This is a genomic window from Enterococcus sp. OL5, assembly GCF_006491895.1.
In the GTDB taxonomy this organism is placed as follows: domain Bacteria; phylum Bacillota; class Bacilli; order Lactobacillales; family Enterococcaceae; genus Enterococcus_D; species Enterococcus_D innesii.
Genome location: NZ_VHIL01000007.1, coordinates 91,332 through 110,787 on the forward strand (window position 1 = coordinate 91,332; position 19,456 = coordinate 110,787).

A 19,456-nucleotide genomic window follows, 5' to 3' on the forward strand; every position below is an offset into this window, starting at 1 on the left:
CAAAAACGTTCGAGGACTTCTCTCGAACGTTTTTTGGGCATCAAATTGGGCGAATCGGCGAAACTATGGTACAGTGCAACCAAACAAGGAGCGAGAGCCGCTCCTTCATGAGGCAAAGGGGCAATGGTGATGAAGCAAACAACGATGGCATGGCTGTCAGAAATCTATAATTTGATCTTGCATCCTGGCACGAGACAGTGGGAACGAGAACAACTGGTGCAAGCAAAAATACACTGGAAACTCAGCTGGCGACCAAACAAAAAGCAGGCAAACACGAAAAAGAATCGTCAAATAGCCTTGAAGACCAACAGACCAGACGGGTTTTGGAAAAACTAGAAGCGTCGTTGCGTCCTTTGGCACTGAGAAACAATCTGACCCCGAATGTCGCAGAGTTTTATCAAACAATCAGCCAGTCGGCACCGAAAAAGGCAAGGAATGAAGAAACAAGCAAAGCCCAACCAGCAGAAGTTTCCGTGGAGCCAACCGAAACAGGTGGAAAAGCACAAGAAGTGGCTATTTTTGCTGGCGGCTGCTTTTGGTGTATGGTAGAGCCTTTTGAAGACCAGCCGGGTATTCTTTCCGTCTTGTCGGGGTATACCGGGGGAACAGTCCCGAATCCGACGTATGATCAAGTACTAAGTGGAACAACAGGGCATGTCGAAGCAGTAGAGATCATTTTTGATCCCAAAATCATCACCTATCAGGACTTGTTGCAGTTATATTGGCAAGTGACAGACCCGACAGATGCTTTCGGACAATTTCAAGATCGCGGCAATTTTTATCGCCCAATCATTTTCTATACGACTGCTGAGCAGGAAGTGCTTGCGCAACGAGCCAAAAAGGAACTAGCACAATCTGGTTATTATCAGCAACCCATCGTGACCGAGATCCGCAAGGCCACGCAGTTTTGGCCAGCGGAAAACTACCATCAAGCATTTTACAAGAAGCAGCCCAAGCGCTACCAGCGGATCAAGCGAGCGCGCAAGCAACTGATGCTTTTTTATAAACTGAAACGCTGGACAAACCGAGGGAAAAAACGATCATAGGCAGAAGATACATCAAAAAAGCGGGGCTCCGAGAAAAGGCCAGAGGATCAAATGAAGGCTCTTTTCTCCACAGGCCGCGCTTTTTTCTGCGCGTTTAGCCAATTGGATAAAAAACGAAGATTTATTTTAGAATAATGTCCAAAGAAAGCGTTAACAACAAGAATTATAATAGAGAAAGAAAAAGTGGCGAAAAAGGTCGAAAAAGCAGGTGTCTTTTGCTTGGTTCCTTTCTTCGAGGAAAGAAGGTGGGAAACACCAGAGAAAAATCAGCGGAAAAATCAATCAGCAACACCCCATAGCAACACAACATTTATTATATGAAGATTCATATAAGTTAGGAGAAATGTGATGAAAAAAAAGGGAACGTTCGTCTCACTGTTTATGGCTCTCATTCTTTTTATCTTTTCAGAAAGAACAGTGTTTGCGGCAGAAGCGATCAATGAGATCGTTGCACCAACTGGAGTCAAAGCATTTTTAGTACTGATTCCGTTAGTGTTAGTACTGGTTTTACTCTTTAAAAAAGTAGATATGATCATTGCTGGCTTGATTGCTGGGATATTGGCGATGATTATTGGCGGGATCAGTTTAGCTGAAGCCAATTCGCAACTGTTGGAAGCTATTCCGACGATGTTAAGTATTACGGTGCCAATCATCAATTCCGCTGTAGCGATGGCGGTCTTCAAAGCCGGTAGTTATACGGCAGCCTTAACCTTAGCCAAAAGAGGGACCAAAGGAAAAGTGGAATATGTGGCAGGGTTTATTGTCATTTTATTGGCAGCAGCGACTTATATGTCCGGGATCGGCGGCGGGAGTGCGATGGTGATCGCACCGTTAGCATTTGCGGCAGTTGGGGTGGTACCCGAATTGATCGCAGCGATGTCGTTAGCGGCAGCTGTCTCCTTTACGACTTCTCCTGCCTCTTTGGAATCTAGTATCGTGTCTGAACTAGGCGGCTTTAGTGTCGCTTCTTACGTCGATCAAATGCGCCCATTCTGGTTGTTATTCGTTGGTTTGGCGATTTTATTGGCATTCTTTGGGACCAAGCGTCGTCATCTGGGCTTCAAAGAATCAGCCAATCAAGAGTATGAGAACAAAAGCAATGGCGAGTTGTTCAAAACGACACTGCCTGCGATTTTCTTGCTTTTTGCGGTCATCTTTGGTCCGTTGATCAATGACCTGATCGGCTTTGTCCTCTTTACACCGCTAGTTTATATGGTGGTCACGTTGGCGTTGATTTTTGTTTGTACCGACTTTTCGATGAATCAATCGGTGGAAGCGATGGTGGACGGATCGACGTATATTTTGACCCGCTTGTTCCAAGTGGGGATCTTTTTAGCCTTCATCAACGTGATCGCTGAAACCGGGACGTTTGCTGTTATTGCCGGTGCGGCACAAAATGCCCCCGCAGCAATCGTCGTTCCCGTGGCGATCTTGACGGGTGTCTTGATTGGGATTCCCGCGGGTGCCTATGTCGGCTCCGTTTTAACACTAGTGCTACCAGTTGCCGTTTCATTAGGCTTCCCAGTCTTAGCTCTTGGCTTTGTAACGATGGGGGTTGGCCTCGGCAGTCAAATGAGTTTCGTCAACATTACGATGCAAGCTTTATCTTCTGGTTTCCAAATTCCGATTCTGGATGTAGTCAAAGGAAACGTGAAGTGGTTGAGTTTAGCAGCCGTATTATTATTAGTCATCGGCTTAGTGTTTGGCTGATGGATAGGAGGAAAACATGGATTTATTGATCAAGCAAGCACGTCTTGAAGACGATGCAGAATTAGTAGACATTGCAATTTCAGAAGGAAAAATCATCGCAGTTGCACCCAACATTGAAGAATCAGCAGCAAAAACGATTGAGGCGAAAGGCAAAGTGGTGATCCCTGGATTGATCGAAAGCCATATCCACTTAGACAAAGCGTTGATCGCCGATCGTGAACCCAATAATTCAGGTACGTTGCAAGAAGCGATCCAAGTTACGGCAAAGCTGAAACCGACCTTTACCGAAGAAGACATTTATGATCGGGCGAAACGCGCATTAGAAATGCTGATCGTACACGGCACGACTGCTGTGCGCACCCATGCCGAATTTGATCCAGCACAAGGCTTCACAGGGTTTGACACCATCATGCGCTTAAAAGAAGAATACCGCGACTTGATCGATATCCAGGTCGTTGCCTTTCCGCAAGAAGGGATTTTTAAAGCACCCGGGACGGATAAAATGATGATCGAAGCGATGGAGAAAGGCGCCGATGTCGTTGGCGGCATTCCTTACAATGATGCGCCAGCCAATGAGCACATCGACTTGATCTTTGAGATCGCCAAGCGATTTGACAAAGACATTGACTTGCATCAAGATTTTGCCGACGAAGCAGACGATACATCGATCGTCTATCTGTGTGAAAAAACCATCGCAGAAGGCTATCAAGGTCGGGTATCAGTAGGACATTTGACTGCACTGCATGCCATGGAACCTGATCAGCTGGCAGAAGTCATCGATTTGATGGTCAAAGCCCAAATCAATGTGATGCCGTTGCCTGCGACCGACTTGCACTTAGGTGCCAGAAACGATGCCTACAACGTTCGCCGTGCCGTGACGCCGATTCGCAAATTACGTGATGCTGGTGTGAATATCTGTTTAGGCAGCAACAATATCCGTAACGCCTTTACACCATATGGCAACGGTGATTTGATTCAAATTGCTATGTTGGCTGTGCCAGTGGCGCATTTAGGCGGCGCCGATGACCTGCCGACGGTCTTGCCAATGATCACGACCAATACCGCTAAAGCATTAAATATCAAAGACTATGGAATCGCTGTTGGCAACCGCGCAGATTTGATTCTTTTAGATACCCAAAGAAAAGCCGATGTGCTGATCGATATTCCTGAACGTTTGATGGTCATCAAAAATGGCCGCATCACCGTAGAAGTCAAAAAAGAAGTGACGATCCACCGTTAGTAACAGGTCATGTTTTCTCAAGTAGTACGATTTATTCGTGCTACTTTTTTTATCGTAATATAGTCGAAATAAAAAAATCATTTTCTAGTCATTTATTCTTTTTTCATCTATGATAGAAAGAAAACCACTATCACGGAGAGTTCGTTTAAGAAAATCCTGTCAAAACTGTTTGACAAAGCCGTAATATCAATGGATTTGAGCAGAAACCACAGCAGGTCTGCGTTAAGGTAGAAGAAGGAGGCCAAGATGACGATTGGGGAAGCATTAAAGAACCATCGAGTCACACAGCAAATGAGCCAAGAAGAAGTAGCAACAAAAATTTTAGTGACCCGCACATCGATCTCAAATTGGGAAACCGGCAAGACGGTACCAGACAGTTTGAATTTATTGAAACTGAGTACCCTTTATGGGTGCAGCGTCGATGAGCTATTAAAAAAGGAGCGAGCAGGAATGAAAAAGAACTTTCGTACGATGACCTATGGTGCTGGATTGAAAGACGGAACGATGCGTTTGAAAATCGAGACCGATGCCAGCAAGTTTTTCCCACGAGGGGTTGAAGTCAAAGCATCTGTCGATTTAGAAACAGGAGAAGTGACTTTTTTTTGTCGAGCAAGAGGATTTGAAAAAGCTGAAAGCAGCCACCGACGAAAAATAATTTTTTTATACAGTTTTTTGCTGAATTTTGTTTGGACAAGAGAAAAAAAGTGATGGATAAAAAAACACGATCCTAGCTGCATCGTGTTTTTTTATGTGGGATGAAAGAGGGCTGAGGCAATCGATGAAAGCTGGTTCTGTTTGTTCTTGGCTGCTATTTTCAAGGTTTGTAAGGTTTAAGGGAAAGCGAAAAGATGTAAATGGCGATATACAATATATAGTGAATAGATCGATTTTCATCTAAATGAAGCACAATATGTAGTATTTACTTTTTTAAGAGATTGTGTAAAATAGCAGGTGTAGTGAAGAAGGAGCTGTTCTTTTTGAGAGTAACTGTATGTTGCGGCACCCGTTTAGAAAATGAGAAAAAGTTAGCAAAGACCGCTCGTGCCATCGGCAATGCCTTAGCAAAAAATCACATCGAGTTGGTTTATTGCGGCCCTTTGGCTGGCTTGATGAGGGAGATCGTGAAAGGGGTCTTTGAAAAAGAAGGCGCAGTGACGGGGATCTATCCATCAGGTTCCTTTGCAGAAGATTTGCCGCCAATCATCACTGGATCAAGCACATACACCGAGTTCTATACGGATACGAGGGAGGAACAAACGCAACAATTGTTGGAAATGAGCGATGCCTACCTTGTATTACCTGGTGGATTTGGTACACTAGAGGAGTTGTCATCAGTATGCTCTTTTATGACTCTTGGGCCATTGTCAGTCAAGCCGATCGGTGTGTTAATGAACGAAGGCTTGAAGGATGGACTGAAGCCGCTGCTGACAACGTTTGGAGCTTGGGCTGAACTGCCGGAAACGCTCTTTTTCCTATCTGACGTTGAGTCGTTGATCCAACGATTGGCGGCGAAGGGGTCAGGAAAGGAGTGCTTGGCAGGATGAAGCATGTCTATTTAGCTGGACCGTTTTTTTCAAACGAACAAGTCGCACGACTCAAACACTAGAAAGCAGTTTAGCGGAAAACCCGCAGCCCTTGGCGATCTATTCGCCGCGCTTGTATCAAGAAGGTTCATCTGAACCCAATACACCAGAATGGGCGAGAGAAATTTTTGAAAAAGACATGCTGGAATTGACACGAGCCGACGTCGTCGTTGCCGTTTTGGATGACCATGAAGGGATCACCGATCCGGGAACAGCCTTTGAAATCGGTGCAGCACACGTACGAAATAAACCAGTGATCGCTTTTCAGGAAAAAGCCGCGGCGGTCAATCTGATGTTGACGGAGTCGGTACAAGCGTATTTGACTGATTTGGCGGCACGAACAGCGTATGATTTTGAAGCGATGGCGCACCGAGCATTTGTCGGTGACTATATTTAATAAAGGATGGATGAATGTGTTATTAATCGCAGGTACGATCGGGGCAGGAAAAAGCAGTTTGACTGATTTTTTATCGAAGGAAATGGCGTCGAAGCCTTTTTATGAAAACGTGGAGGACAACGATGTTCTGCCATTGTTTTATTCCAATCCAGAACGATACGCCTTTTTATTGCAGATTTTTTTCTTAAACAAAAGTTTTTTAGGGATGCGGGAAGCGTTGTCGAATGATGACAATGTCATTGATCGCTCCATCTATGAGGACAGTTTGATGTTTCATCTAAATGCTGATCTAGGTCGAATCGCACCGATGGAGGTCGAACAATACGATAACCTGTTGAACACGATGCTACGGGAATTGGAAGAATCGGCGCCGTTGAAACATCCAGATCTAATGGTTCATATTAAAGTTTCCTTGGATACGATGATCGAACGGATCAATAAACGTGGCCGTTCCTATGAACAAATTGCCAATGATCCGACATTGTACGACTATTACAAAGAATTGAATCAGCGATATGATGAATGGTATGAAAACTTTGACGTTTGTCCGAAAATGCAAATCGATGGGGATCAATTGGACTTTGTTGCCAATGAAGACAACCTCATGGTGATCCTCGAGATGATCCAAGAAAAATTGGCAGAGGTCCGTCAGACCCATGGCAAAGGCCACTATTGTACGGACAAAGCCATCGCAAAAGGTGATTTTTCCAAGAAAAATTAAAGCAGAGAAGCAACCGATGATTCTTGCCAGTTGGTTGAAAAAGCAGTCATCCCTGTCAGCTTTTTTATGATTAATCGAAGTGCTTGAAAACGGCGATTTTACAGGATTAAAGAGCAATCCTTGTTGTCAAACCAATTATTCAATGGCGTTTGCAGTAAACAAAAGGAAATTGGTCAGCACCGAAGACGCCGTTTTCGGTGCTTTAGTGTTTCAATTATCTATTGAGAGACATATTCGCGCCAGACACCAGCAGCAAAGGCAATGACTCGTGTTGGTGTGTCAAGAGTCTGTCCATGTGGTCACTAGGGTGAGTTACTAGCTGATTGAGTGCATCAAGTGTTATTCAAACGGGTGAATGCTGCGCGATACTAATAGTAGATACAATGACCAGCACTTCATTGAAGAATATTTTGACGAAAAGTAGAGAGATTCGCTTGTAGTCTATTGCCAAGCGAATGCTTCTCTTTTTTTATTGCTAAGGGCTGTTTTGTGCCAGCGTATGATTTGATTAAGAAAACATCGCTACGATTATATCGAAAAGTTTCTGAAAAAAATTTGCATATTCATCTTTTGCTCCGTATACTAGTTTAGGACGTTGTTTATAAAACGCTGTATCATCGTACATATTTTTTTGATAGGAGGAATTGCATGAAAGACAAACGAAAAGTCTTGCGTCCATTAGGATCAGGGTTTGCGATGGCGGTTCCTTTATTTATAGGGATTCTTGTTCAGGACCCTTTGATAAGTTCTGTGGGGGCGATGGGGGCTTTTTCATACTTAGCTTTTCAACATCGGTCCCTGTTTTATAATCTGCGCGCCATTTTGACCCACGGTGCGGCGCTACTGCTAGCCTTTATTTTAGGTGCTGGGACAGCACTGATTCCTTGGAGCGCGCCTTTTATTATTGGTGCGTTATCGTTTTCTGCGTTTTTGTTGTCAAAAGTGATGCGGATCCCCAAGCCGGATTATTTCTTCGTGTTGATGCTTTATGCCACCGGCTTTAATTTTCACGCCGCGCACCTTGGAGAGATCTTGCACCACAGTTCCTATTTGCTTTATGGCATCGCAGGCTCGCTGCTTGCTGGACTGGTGATTTCGTTAGCTGAACAGCTACCGTTGAAAGAAGAAAAAACGGCCTTTCAACAACTGAGCTTGCACGAGAAATATCCGCTGGCATTATCTCAGCAACCAGAAATGGTTATCAAGGCGTTGCACTTTTCTTTGATCTTGTTTATTGCCACCTACATTGCCTATCTGTTGCGGGACAGCAACGGGTATTGGATCTTGATTTCCGCTGCTGCCGTCTTGGCAGGGGAACATATGGAAAAAATCAAAAATCGCACGATCGGCAGGGTACTGGGAGGAATCGTAGGGCTGCTGCTGGGTTTCTTATTGATGTCCTTGCATATGCCCCTTGAAGCGATCGCAGTGGTATTGATCATTCTAAACATATTGACGGAGTTTTTTATGCCAGTCAATTATACCGTTGCTAATTTCTTTACCAACCCACAAGTCCTGCTGTTAATGACGATCGGTACTAGTTTTACGCCACTGAAATTGATCCCATTGCGTTTTTCAGGGGCATTGATTGGCAGCGTGCTGGCAATGCTGTTGATCTTTCTAATGGATTGGGCAGTAAAGCAAATGGAGCAAGCGCTGGGAAATAAGCCAGAAGACACGACGGATCAAACACAATAGCATGCACCATCATCGATAAGCAAGAGCAGCTGCTCTTGCTTTTTTTGCATCTGATCCTCTAGCTAAACGTTTTCTCCATTGGATAGGAAAAAGAAGGGAAATGTGAAATAATCGAGCAAAGGTTCCTATTTTGAAATAGAAGCGTTTACATTTTTGCAAACTAAAGTGGCAGAAACATCTACTTTTTTTGTTGTAAGCGAAATCATATACTCAAATCAGAGAAGGAGAGAAAGTTGTGAAAAAACGAATCGTAGATGTTTTGCATCGCCTGTTGGTGACTGATTATCCACTATCCATCGAGCAACTGGCAGAAGAGACCGCAGCCAGTGGGCGGACGATCCGCAATGATTTGAATGAGATCAACACGTTTCTTGCTGACTTACACATCGGACCGATCCAAACCCTTCGAGGAAAGGGCATCCTTTTGAAACTGACCTCGAAGCAGCAAGCCATTGTTTGGCAGGCATTACAGGCACAACAGTCGGAATATATGACCCGTGAAGAGCGGAGTTTTGATCTGCTACTGCATCTGACATTTTCAAAAGAGATCCTGGTGTTGAATAAAAAAGAAGAAGCGTACCAGATATCGAAAAGCAGCATGGATGAAGACATGCGCCGTTTGCGGGCGGACATCAATAAGTATGGCATTGAGATCATTAGTCTAGGAAAAAAAGGATTGCGGTTGAATGGATCGGAACGAGCGATTCGGACGATGATTTTTGACATCATCAATCAGCGGATCGGTAGGCTGCCACTTGATAAACAGACCCCAGATTTAGTCTTTACGAAATTGCTTTATCGCTATTTGCCGCAAAAAGCAATCAAACAGATCCAACAAGTGATGCAAGCAGTGTTGCCGCCAAATCAAAATGAGTTGTATAGCAGCCAAATCTTATTGTTTACCGCCATTTGGCTGATGCGCATCAGAATGAAGGAATTTATCACACGCATGAACTGGTCTACTTCCAGCAATCCGCTCCAAGGGTCAGCCTATATCCAGGCGATCGCTGAAACCTTTTCGATCGAGCCACCAGAAATCGAAGTCAACTATCTTTCTTTCATCATCGAATCACTGAATTTTAAAGATTTGTCCAATTCCATCGAATGGGCGCATGCGCAACTCTTGTCGCTGCAGCTGATCCAATTTGTGGAATGCCAAACCAAGATCCCTTTTAGTAAAAAGGAAGAAGAGTTGTTAGAGGGATTGTATAAACATATGGCCGCGCTGATCGTTCGAGCCAAAAGCGGCATTCAAGTCCCCAATCCGATCAAAGAGACTGTTCGCAAAAATTATGGACAAATCTACCAAGCCGTCAAGGGCTTCGCCCCCACGATCGAAGAGATCGTCGGACAACCACTATCAGAAGATGAACTGACATTTCTCGTGATCCATTTTTCTACAGCCTTAAGTTCATTGAACCACGAAATCATTACGATCTATAAGGCGGTCGTCGTCTGTAACCATGGAATGGCAACCGGCAATCTGCTGGCAGCCAGCCTCAAGGAGAAGTTTCCAGAAGTAGAAGTTGCGGCAGTTTTGAATTCACAAGAAGTCAATTTGATTACGAAATTCGATGTGGATCTAGTTTTTTCAACCTATGAGATCGATTATCGAGAAAAGCCAGTATTACTGATCCCACCGATCATCAATGAAGAAAATCACCAAGTGATCCGCCGCTTCTTAAAAAACAATGAACAGTTCAAGCGGATCGCCTTTGACCAAAAAAATGCCACGCTGTTCTTCAATCAGTTGCTTACAGTCATTGAAGAAAGTGGCGGGACGGTCGATGCTGCCGCCTATCGCAAATTGACACACTTGTTTGAACAAAATCAATTAGCCATTAATGCAAGGGAGATTCAGCCAATGTTAAAAGATGTTTTATCCGCTAGTCATATTCAATTAAACGTTCCTGTTCAAAATTGGGAAGAAGCCATTGAACGCTCGGCGCAGCCGCTAGTAAAAGAACAGATCATCGAACAACGCTATATCGAGGCAATGGTTGCGGCGGTGGAGGAATACGGTCCTTATATCGTCATTGGCAAACATTTGGCGCTGGCGCATGCACGACCAGAAGATGGCGCCCAGCAGTTGGGTGTGAGTGTCCTCACCTTGGCGCCGCCAGTCGCATTTGGGAACCCAGAAATGGACCCCGTCAAAATCATTTTTTGCTTGGCTGCGGTGGACTCCTACTCTCATCTTGCCATCATGAAGGAATTGATCGAACTGATCAATGATGAAGAAAAAGTCACGCAGTTACTGGCTTGTTCCACGATTGAAGCTTTTCAATCATTGCTATTTTCATAAAAAAAAAGAAAAGGGGAAAAAATCATGAACAAATTATCGATCTTATTCGTATGCGGTGCAGGTCTTGGCAGCAGCTTTGCGGCTCAGATGTCAACAGAAGATGTCTTAACGAAATTAGGAGTGGAGGCGAAATTGGATCATGTCGATATCTCATCAGCAGTATCAATGAAACCAGACATCATCATTACAGCAGAGAATTTTCGGACGCAATTTGAAAAGTTTGCTTTGGACCCGACAACCGCAATCATTTATTTACGCAACATTGTTTCAAAACCAGAAATCGAAGAAAAAATCACCCCGGTATTAACGGAAAAAGGCGCACTGTAAGGAAGGGTCATGACGAAGGGAGTTTGAAAAAATGGGCATCATCAATTTTATTATTGATAATATTTTAACGCAGGCATCGATCACGATCGCCTTGATCGCGATGTTAGGACTGCTGCTTCAGAAAAAGTCAGCAGGTCAAGTCATTTCAGGAAGTTTGAAGACGCTATTGGGCTTTCAGGTTTTAAGCGCTGGTTCTAGCATCATCGTCGGTAGTTTGACCTATTTCGGCGAGATTTTCACAGAAGGATTCGACATGCAAGGCATAATCCCTTCCATCGAAGCCATCAACGGGCAAGCGATGAATGAGTTGGGCTTGGGGCGGGACATAGCGCTGACATTTTTAGCCATCTTTGTTTTTAATATTTTATTGGCACGCTTTACGAAATGGAAATATATTTTCTTAACGGGTCAGGCCATTTTATGGATGGCGACCATGACGACGGTTTTTGGCTATTTCGCTGGTTTACGGGGCGTTGTCTTGATTCTTGTCGGTGGGTTGATTGGAGCGATCTTTGCCGTAGCGATGCCAGCGATGGCTCAGCCTATCATCCGTAAAGTCACTGGGTCAGACGACATTGCTCTCGGACATTTTTGTACGATCGGCTACCTCTTTGAAGCAGGCGTTGCCTATCTGTTTGGAGAAAGAGGCGAGAAGAAAAAATCGATCGAAGACATCAAACTGCCACGCTCTTTTGAATTTTTACAAGACACCTATCTTTCTGTCATGGTCGTGATGGTTCCACTGTATATCGTGACGGTCTTGTTTGCTGGAGAAACCTTTGCTTCTACGCTCTCTGGTGATCAAAACTATATCATGTATGCCTTCTTGCAAGCCATCCAATTCGTGGTTGGGGTCTATGTTTTGTTAGCAGGCGTTCGGTTGCTCTTAGGCGAGATCGTTCCTGCGTTTCGTGGGATCGCCATGAAATTGGTGCCTGATGCAAAACCAGCACTCGATTGTCCGGTGTTCTTCCCATATAGCCCAAATGCAGTTATTTTAGGCTTTATTACTACAACGATTGGGACAGTCATTGCCATGTTCGTTTTACCAGTCTTTGGCTTGGCGATGATCTTGCCAGGGATGCTGACGAACTTCTTTGCCGGCGGTACCGCTGGGATCTTCGGCAATGCGGTCGGTGGACGTCGAGGGGCGATCATCGGAGGGATCTTCCACGGCTTTTTCATTACATTACTGCCAGCCCTACTTGTGACGATCTTCAATCAAATGGGCTTTGTTAACGCTACGGCAACCGATGTGGATACCGTCACGGCAGCCCTGCTATATGCTTGGATCATCAGTCCCTTATTGAAAAACTTTTAATCGCTAGGAGGAAGACGCATGTTTTCTTTTTTCAAAAAAGAAAAAAAGCCCACAGAAACACCAGCGGTTCCTTTGACCGCTGAAGAAAGCCAAGAAGCAGAAGCGCTTATTGGAAACTTAGAAAGTCAGTTGCAAGCAGAAACTGACAGCGACGAACAAGCAAAATTGTATGAAGCGTTAGGCTTAGCGCAGGCAAAACTTTCCCGCACAGAAGAAGCGATCGACGCATTGGAAAAAAGCTTGCAGGCGAAAAAATCGATCGGGGACGGCTACAAAAAACTGATGTCCCTTTACAATGCTCAGCGTGCCGCCGCCGCACGAAACGGCGACGATGCAAAGATCGACTATTACATGGACAAAATGGAAGAAATGCGGCAAATCGCCAAACAACTTACGATCAGCGGCAATTAAACTAGACGAGGTGGTATCAAGGATGTATACAACGTTAAAAGAAGTAACGAAAACAGCAGAAGCATTGAATTTTACAGTGGGGGCTTTTAATACCCATAATTTAGAAATGCTGCCAAGTATGCTGCGGGCAGCCAAAGAGATGGGGGCACCCATTATCATTCAAACAAGTATCGATACGGCGAAATACATCGGCTATGATGTCTTGGTCAATGTCGTCAAAACGATTGCCGATCACGAGCTGGTGGATGCTGTCTTGCATTTGGATCATGCCAGAGATTTCGATGAGATCAAAGCGGCGATTGATAGCGGCTATAGCTCGGTGATGTATGATGGCTCGCATTTGCCCTTCAAAGAAAACATTTTGAAAACGCGCGCAGTCGTCGAATACGCTCATGCTCATGGGGTGTCCGTCGAAGGAGAACTAGGAACGATCGGCGGCACAGAAGAGGGCATTCATGTGGAAGAAGACGATAAAGTCTTCACACGCCCAGAAGATGCGGTAGAATTTGTCGCTGCTACTGGCGTCGATGCGCTAGCCATCGCTATCGGAACCAATCACGGCCAATTCCGCTCAAAAACCGAAGTGAATGTTGCGTTATTGAAGGAAATCCATGCGGTCGTAGACGTGCCGCTAGTCATTCATGGAGGAACTGGCGTCAAAGAAGAAGATTATCCTGAATTAATCAATAACGGCATTCGCAAGTTTAATGTAGGTACTGAATTGTTGGTGAATTGGACGAAGATTGCTAAAGAAAATTTTGGGGCAACGGAAGTCAACAAATCATTGCGCCACAACGTGATCCCATCCAATGAAGCCATCAAAGAAATCGTCAAGCATAAGATCGGCCTTTTCATGAATACGAAAGCGCCGACTGCGATCGGCAAATAGATGGTACGCAAAAAGATGCTTGTTTTATTGGCAGGCAGCCCTGGAACCGGAAAAAGTTATTTACTGAATCTGTTGAAGACACGTTTTCCTGATCTTTTCGCACTTACGCCGGATGAAATCAAAGAGTGCTATGCCGAATCCCTCGGCTTTGATTCATTGGCAGAAAAAGCCCAGATCGAAAAGCAGTATGTTTGGCCTTTTTACTATCAGGCATTGGGCTTGTACATGTCTTTAGGAAAACGTTTGGTGGTCTCGGAATACCCCTTTAGTGAAAAGCAGAAGCCCTTGCTGAATTTTCTCGCCCAAAGCTATGGCTATGACTGCTTGACTATACGTTTGACAGCCTCTTTTGAAACCTTATGGGAAAGACGCTTCTTACGTGATCGTGCGGATGACCGCCATTTGAGTTTTATCATGGAACGGTACCATTACGGGGATGTGCTGGAAGATAGACAAGCTGCAACCAACCATATAACCAAAGAAGCGTTTCGGCAAATCATCACCGATCGCCGTTACGATGACTTTCAGTTAGGGGAGCTTATCGAAGTCAATGTGGAAGATTACAAGCAAGTGGATTATCGTCCATTGATCGAGAGAATCGCAATTGAGCTAAGTAAATAAGCAAAGCAGTTGGCGTTATACCTGGTCTAGGTACATGCCAACTGCTTTTTTTGATGAGCTAGTTCTCATGACTCAGCTTTTGGGGAAGTTTAGCTGTCAAAGCAAGACGGATTGTTGCTTATGTCTCAGAAGACTTTCTTTTGCAAAACTGGCGATTTCCTCTAGAATAAGAAGCATAACAGAGAAATGGAAAAGGCGGGGAATGGATGAAAGATTATTTTGCGCAATACAAACGCCTGTTATCGATCGCTGAAGCAGGTTTGTACTATGGCAAAGATGTGTACGATAAGGAACGTTATCAAGAAATCAAAGAGTTGGCATTGCATTTGATGAGTACCGTCGTGGATCAAGACGCAGCTGCGTTGACCCTTTTAACAGAAAATAATGAGGGCTATCCTACGCCCAAAGTCGATGTACGAGCATTGATCCAAAAAGACGAAAAAATCTTGCTGGTGGAAGACAGCCTGACGAAAGAATGGTCACTGCCAGGAGGCTATGCAGAAATTGGCTTGACGCCACGGGAAAACATCAAAAAAGAAGTGCTGGAAGAAACTGGCTTGCTCGTTGAGGTCAAGGAGCTGCGAGCAATTTTTGATACGAATCTAAGACCAGACATTCCACAAGTGTTTCAATACTATAAGCTGGTCTTTGCCTGTGATGTTTTGGCAGGGGACTTCATCAAAAACAGTGAAACCTCCAACAGCGATTACTTTGCGTTGAACGAGTTGCCAAAGCTTTCCATCAAGCGCACCACCAAGGAACAGCTGAAGCAATTGGTGAATGAGAAGTCGTTACACGTGGATTAGAAACAACTAAGGGTAAGATGTTGGAAAAAGCGTTTTATTGGTTTTTTTAACCGGATAATATTTACTTGCAGATAAAGTTGGTTTATGATTGATTTCGTCGTTTTCATTATAAAAAATCAAGCAATCGTGATACCTTTGCTTGATTGCTGGAGGAGTAAAAATGAAGAATCAAATCAATTCCTTTTTTGGGCTGGATGCCCTACAAACAACGGTCAAACGAGAAATCTTAGCTGGATTTACCACCTTTATCTCAATGGCCTATATTTTATTCGTCAATCCAACGGTCCTTGGGGCATCTGGGATGGACGAAGGTGCCGTCTTTACAGCAACGGCGTTAGCCAGTGCATTGGGCTGTATCTTGATGGGGGTTTTAGCAAAATACCCGATCGCTACAGCACCCGCATTAGGGATCAACGCTTTCTTTTCTTATTCAGTCTGTATTGGAATGGGGGTTCCATGGCAAACAGCATTAGCCGGTGTGTTTGTGGCATCACTGATTTTTATCGTGATCACGATCTTCAAATTACGGGAGCTGATCATTGATGCGATCCCTGCTGATTTAAAATATGCCATCTCTGGCGGGATCGGTCTGTTCATCGCCTTTTTGGGATTGAGCGAAGGCGGGATCATCGTTTCTGACGATTCGACCCTTGTGGCGCTAGGTTCATTGAGTGTTGGTACGACGTGGCTGACGATTTTTGGTTTAGTGATCACTGCCGTCTTGATGGTTCGCCGAGTTCCTGGCGGAATTTTTATCGGGATGGCCGCAACAACTGTTTTAGGTCTTTTGACTGGCTTGATCCAAGCACCATCCAGTATCGTTTCTGCTGCACCAAGTATTTCTTCCACATTCTTAGTGGCGCTCAACCATGTAGGAGACATCAATTCTCTGCAAATGTGGGTCGTAGTACTGACTTTCTTACTCGTCACTTTCTTTGATACCGCAGGCACCTTGGTGGGACTTGCCAACCAAGCGGGCTTCATGAAAGACAACAAAATGCCACGGGTCGGCAAAGCACTTGCTTCTGATTCCACCGCCATGCTCGCTGGTTCTTTATTAGGTACCTCACCAGTAGGCGCATACGTGGAATCTTCCGCTGGGATCGCCGTGGGCGGTCGTTCTGGCTTGACTGCCGTGACGACGGGAATTTTCTTCTTGTTCGGCTTGTTCTTTTCACCATTATTGTCCGTTGTCACTTCCCAAGTGACGGCACCAGCTCTGATCGTTGTAGGCGTGCTGATGGCACAATCGCTGCGAGAAATCAAATGGCACGAAATGGAAATCGCAATCCCAGCCTTCTTGATTCTATTAGGCATGCCCTTGACCTACAGCATCTCAGATGGGATCGCGTTGGGCTTTATCTTTTACCCAATCACCATGTTAGCAGCCAAACGCGGCAAAGAAGTCTCACCGATCATGTACGGCTTGTTCTTTGTCTTTCTTGGGTTTATGTGGATTTTGAATGTGTGATAGAGGGGTTTCAATGTAAAGTTAAAGTAGGATTTCTACTAATGAAAAACCAGTTAAGCGTGGCTTAGCTGGTTTTTTTATTATATGTCGCTTGCTATAAAAATGTTCAGAATCGAATAAGGGTTTACTATTCGTGGTTTATCTGCTGACGAATCAGGGCGTTGTGTTGCTTAAAAAATATACTCAATGATCTGATCGATCTTCGCCATAGCTTGTAAAGGGAGGTTTTAGTTTCTCTACCATTCATTGATTGTAAGATGACTTTGAAGTGAAGCTTCATTCCAAATTCTCCTATCCCAACAATTTTCACGCAAAACCTGCGCTTTTCTTTCAGTTATTGTTATAATAAAAGAAAATGCAAAGGTGGGAAATCATGACAACGATCAAGGACATTGCTGAAAAGGCGGGAGTAGCGAAAAGTACGGTTTCCCGCTATCTGAACAATGGCTATATCAGTGAAGAAAAGCGCAAAAAAATTGATCAGATCATTGCTGAAACTGGCTATCGTCCTAATACATTTGCTCGTTCGCTGAAAGCCCAAGACACGAAATTGCTGGGCGTGATCATTCCTCGACTGAATTCACCATCGACAAATGATGTGTTGAAAGGGATCGATACGACGGCACGGGAAAACGGCTATCAAATGCTAATCACCAACTCTGATCAAAGCGATGAGCGGGAATTAGAAAATATCGAAATGCTAGTCAAACAAAAAGTAGCAGGGATGATCCTGTTTGCGCGCAAAATCACACCGCAGCTGCAAGCGGTGCTGGCAGAGGTTCCTATGCCTGTTTTATTGTTAGGTCAACAGTTAGCTGGCATTCATTCCATCGTCCATGAAGATTATCAAGCGGGCAAAACCATGGCAGAATATGCAGTCAGCGCTGGCCACCGACGTTATTTATTTGTTGGGGTCAGCGAAAATGATTATGCGGTAGGTGTCTTGCGGAAGAAAGGTTTTCTTGATGTCTTGGCACAAACCCCCAACGTCAAGGTGGACTTTATCGAAACGTCTTTTTCTAGAAGAGAAACGTACCAAAAAGCCCTTGTGTTCTTGAAAGATCAACCGGCAACGTACATCGCCTGTGCTACGGACAATATCGCTGTTGCTGTACTAAAAGCCGCCCATGAACTAGGGTACCAAGTGCCGCAAGACTTTTCCTTGAACGGATTTGGCGGCTATGATTCGACGGATTATGTCTATCCGACCATCACAACGACCCAATATCCCTATGTCCAATTAGGCATCGATGCCGTCTTAACGATCCAAAAACTGACACAAGGGGAAGAGGTTCCTGAAGTGATCGAATTACCGAATCGATTAGTGGTCAAACAGTCGACTGCCAAGCTTGACAAGCAGGAGCAATAAAGCAAAAATTTTTCGAGAAAACAGAACGTCCAGTTGCGGCGTTCTGTTTTTTTATTTTCTTTGCTTGCAATTGCAAACGGTTTCTGTTAATCTGCAAATGTAGAACCGGTTCCGCAAATGGACCGACGATCAAAGGAGTGGGAAAAATGAAGGAACAAAAAACGATCGACCAAGTGTTAGAAGCTGTTGGCGGCAAAGAAAATGTCAAAAACTTTGAACACTGTGCCACACGTTTGCGCTTGATTTTGAAAGACGATCAGTTAGTAGATAAAGACAAAGCGGAAGCAGTTGAGGGCAGCAAGGGCTATTTTTTCAACACGGGACAGCATCAATTCATTTTTGGAACAGGAAAAGTCAATGAAGTGTATCAAGCCTTCGCCGCAGAGATGGGCAATGACGCCTCCGCTGAAAAAGCTGGCTTCAAAGATGATGTGTATTCGAATCTGTCACCCGTCCAAAAAGTTGTCCGCACGTTGTCAGATGTCTTGGTGCCATTGATTCCAGCTTTGGTAACGACGGGGCTTTTGATGGGGATTCGGGGGTTATTGACCGAGTTGGGGGTCACCTATAGTGCTGACTGGTTAGCTATGTTTGAAATGTTAACGGATACAGCGTTTGCCTTTTTACCTGTTTTGATCGCCTATAGTGCGACGAAAAAATTCGGCGGTAATCCGATCATCGGGATCGTGGTAGGATTGATGATGGTGGCACCACAATTGCCGAACGCTTGGGCAGTTGCCAGCGGGGATGCAGAGCCATTGCACTTATTCGGTTTATCGATCTCTGGGTATCAAGGGTCGATTTTTCCAGCAATTATTGTCGGGATCTTAGTTTCTAAGCTAGAAAAATGGTTCCGTAAATTTGTTCCGCAAATGATGGACTTGATCGTGACACCATTCTTAACGATCGTCATTACTTTAGGTTTGATTTTGTTTGCGTTAGGACCAATCTTGCAAGTAGCTGAAAGAGCAGTCATCAACAGTATCGTCTACTTGGTGCAAGCACCATTGGGCATCGGTTATATCATTTACGGAGGAGTTCAGCAAGTGATCGTGATCACTGGATTGCACCATTCGTTAAGTATTATTGAGTTAGGGTTATTGAATACGACAGGCGAAAACGTCCTACAAGTCTTAGGTACAGCAAGTATGGCGGGACAATTTGGGGCTGCGATCGCTGCGGCATTTATTTATAAAAACAAAGTCAAACGCTCAAATGCCATCAGTGCGGCGGTTCCAACCTTATTTGGGATCACGGAACCTTTACTATTTGGGGTCAACTTACGCTCGATGCGGATTTTTGGCGCAGGCATGTTGGGGGGCGCAGTCGGCGGGTTTGCGACGTATGTCTTCCAATTAGCTGCCACTGGGATGGGCATCACTTTTATTCCAGGACTATTGTTGTATACTGGAGATTTCGGTGCCATGCTGAAATACGTCGTCGTGATTTTGATTGCCTTTGCAGTCGGTTTTGCTGGTGTCCAATTGCAGCGCAAACCGCTAGCCAAAGAGTTGAACCAATAAATAATCCCTTGCTGTTCA

General features: G+C 44.6%; 15 protein-coding genes and 3 pseudogenes. All 18 read left to right on the forward strand.

The annotated features are described in order from the left end of the window. Nucleotides 1-123 precede the first annotated feature (123 nt). The 18 genes and pseudogenes from msrA (at nucleotide 124) to FJU10_RS10050 (ending at nucleotide 19,438) form a co-directional block, all read left to right on the forward strand. Nucleotides 124-1,046 (forward strand): annotated as a pseudogene (msrA, locus tag FJU10_RS09960) (peptide-methionine (S)-S-oxide reductase MsrA). 348 nt (nucleotides 1,047-1,394) lie between these two features. Beyond that, complete coding sequence (locus FJU10_RS09965) at nucleotides 1,395-2,756, forward strand: hypothetical protein (protein WP_005225442.1); 1,362 nt, start codon at nucleotides 1,395-1,397, stop codon at nucleotides 2,754-2,756. Nucleotides 2,757-2,772: 16 nt separating this feature from the next. Next, nucleotides 2,773-3,996: an amidohydrolase family protein gene (locus tag FJU10_RS09970; protein WP_081118249.1), complete on the forward strand. Its 1,224-nt coding sequence runs from the start codon at nucleotides 2,773-2,775 to the stop codon at nucleotides 3,994-3,996. Nucleotides 3,997-4,242: 246 nt separating this feature from the next. After that, nucleotides 4,243-4,651: pseudogene (locus FJU10_RS09975) on the forward strand (helix-turn-helix domain-containing protein). Nucleotides 4,652-4,973: 322 nt separating this feature from the next. Beyond that, nucleotides 4,974-5,540, forward strand: coding sequence for an LOG family protein (locus FJU10_RS09980; protein ID WP_140965809.1), 567 nt, complete (start codon nucleotides 4,974-4,976; stop codon nucleotides 5,538-5,540). Nucleotides 5,541-5,622: 82 nt separating this feature from the next. After that, a pseudogene (locus FJU10_RS09985) lies at nucleotides 5,623-5,976 on the forward strand (nucleoside 2-deoxyribosyltransferase); the annotation flags it as partial. Nucleotides 5,977-5,992: 16 nt separating this feature from the next. Next, nucleotides 5,993-6,697, forward strand: a complete 705-nt coding sequence (locus FJU10_RS09990; protein WP_077452807.1) for a deoxynucleoside kinase — start codon at nucleotides 5,993-5,995, stop codon at nucleotides 6,695-6,697. Between the two features lie 648 nt (nucleotides 6,698-7,345). Next, nucleotides 7,346-8,395 (forward strand): FUSC family protein, encoded by a 1,050-nt coding sequence (locus tag FJU10_RS10000; RefSeq protein ID WP_140965810.1) that lies wholly within the window; start codon nucleotides 7,346-7,348, stop codon nucleotides 8,393-8,395. Between the two features lie 235 nt (nucleotides 8,396-8,630). Then, nucleotides 8,631-10,700 (forward strand): BglG family transcription antiterminator, encoded by a 2,070-nt coding sequence (locus tag FJU10_RS10005; RefSeq protein WP_140965811.1) that lies wholly within the window; start codon nucleotides 8,631-8,633, stop codon nucleotides 10,698-10,700. Nucleotides 10,701-10,724: 24 nt separating this feature from the next. Further along, nucleotides 10,725-11,027 (forward strand): PTS sugar transporter subunit IIB, encoded by a 303-nt coding sequence (locus tag FJU10_RS10010; protein ID WP_005225455.1) that lies wholly within the window; start codon nucleotides 10,725-10,727, stop codon nucleotides 11,025-11,027. Between the two features lie 31 nt (nucleotides 11,028-11,058). Next, nucleotides 11,059-12,348 (forward strand): PTS sugar transporter subunit IIC, encoded by a 1,290-nt coding sequence (locus tag FJU10_RS10015; RefSeq protein WP_008379073.1) that lies wholly within the window; start codon nucleotides 11,059-11,061, stop codon nucleotides 12,346-12,348. Between the two features lie 18 nt (nucleotides 12,349-12,366). Continuing rightward, nucleotides 12,367-12,759 (forward strand): tetratricopeptide repeat protein, encoded by a 393-nt coding sequence (locus tag FJU10_RS10020; RefSeq protein WP_140965812.1) that lies wholly within the window; start codon nucleotides 12,367-12,369, stop codon nucleotides 12,757-12,759. Between the two features lie 22 nt (nucleotides 12,760-12,781). Then, a complete protein-coding gene (locus FJU10_RS10025) occupies nucleotides 12,782-13,648 on the forward strand; it encodes a class II fructose-bisphosphate aldolase (protein WP_005234664.1) in 867 nt (288 codons plus the stop codon). Then, entirely contained in the window at nucleotides 13,649-14,269 is a 621-nt protein-coding gene (locus FJU10_RS10030) for a zeta toxin family protein (RefSeq protein ID WP_081118241.1), read from the forward strand. A gap of 206 nt (nucleotides 14,270-14,475) precedes the next feature. Further along, nucleotides 14,476-15,075, forward strand: coding sequence for an NUDIX hydrolase N-terminal domain-containing protein (locus FJU10_RS10035; RefSeq protein ID WP_081118240.1), 600 nt, complete (start codon nucleotides 14,476-14,478; stop codon nucleotides 15,073-15,075). 160 nt (nucleotides 15,076-15,235) lie between these two features. Continuing rightward, nucleotides 15,236-16,546: an NCS2 family permease gene (locus FJU10_RS10040; RefSeq protein ID WP_081116571.1), complete on the forward strand. Its 1,311-nt coding sequence runs from the start codon at nucleotides 15,236-15,238 to the stop codon at nucleotides 16,544-16,546. A gap of 373 nt (nucleotides 16,547-16,919) precedes the next feature. Next, the gene (locus tag FJU10_RS10045) at nucleotides 16,920-17,915 is read left to right on the forward strand and encodes a LacI family DNA-binding transcriptional regulator (RefSeq protein WP_077452799.1); all 996 of its coding nucleotides are present in this window, start codon (nucleotides 16,920-16,922) and stop codon (nucleotides 17,913-17,915) included. Nucleotides 17,916-18,061: 146 nt separating this feature from the next. Beyond that, nucleotides 18,062-19,438 carry a PTS transporter subunit EIIC gene (locus tag FJU10_RS10050; RefSeq protein ID WP_086297404.1) on the forward strand — a complete coding sequence of 459 codons (1,377 nt, stop codon included), beginning with the start codon at nucleotides 18,062-18,064 and terminating at the stop codon, nucleotides 19,436-19,438. Nucleotides 19,439-19,456 lie beyond the last annotated feature (18 nt).

Bases quoted from the DNA above. Each gene is read 5' to 3' on its own strand.
- FJU10_RS09965 (WP_005225442.1), top strand. From the start codon at position 1,395: ATGAAAAAAAAGGGAACGTTCGTCTCACTGTTTATGGCTCTCATTCTT.
- FJU10_RS09970 (WP_081118249.1), top strand. From the start codon at position 2,773: ATGGATTTATTGATCAAGCAAGCACGTCTTGAAGACGATGCAGAATTA.
- FJU10_RS10000 (WP_140965810.1), top strand. From the start codon at position 7,346: ATGAAAGACAAACGAAAAGTCTTGCGTCCATTAGGATCAGGGTTTGCG.
- FJU10_RS10010 (WP_005225455.1), top strand. From the start codon at position 10,725: ATGAACAAATTATCGATCTTATTCGTATGCGGTGCAGGTCTTGGCAGC.
- FJU10_RS10015 (WP_008379073.1), top strand. From the start codon at position 11,059: ATGGGCATCATCAATTTTATTATTGATAATATTTTAACGCAGGCATCG.
- FJU10_RS10020 (WP_140965812.1), top strand. From the start codon at position 12,367: ATGTTTTCTTTTTTCAAAAAAGAAAAAAAGCCCACAGAAACACCAGCG.
- FJU10_RS10025 (WP_005234664.1), top strand. From the start codon at position 12,782: ATGTATACAACGTTAAAAGAAGTAACGAAAACAGCAGAAGCATTGAAT.
- FJU10_RS10030 (WP_081118241.1), top strand. From the start codon at position 13,649: ATGGTACGCAAAAAGATGCTTGTTTTATTGGCAGGCAGCCCTGGAACC.
- FJU10_RS10035 (WP_081118240.1), top strand. From the start codon at position 14,476: ATGAAAGATTATTTTGCGCAATACAAACGCCTGTTATCGATCGCTGAA.
- FJU10_RS10040 (WP_081116571.1), top strand. From the start codon at position 15,236: ATGAAGAATCAAATCAATTCCTTTTTTGGGCTGGATGCCCTACAAACA.
- FJU10_RS10045 (WP_077452799.1), top strand. From the start codon at position 16,920: ATGACAACGATCAAGGACATTGCTGAAAAGGCGGGAGTAGCGAAAAGT.
- FJU10_RS10050 (WP_086297404.1), top strand. From the start codon at position 18,062: ATGAAGGAACAAAAAACGATCGACCAAGTGTTAGAAGCTGTTGGCGGC.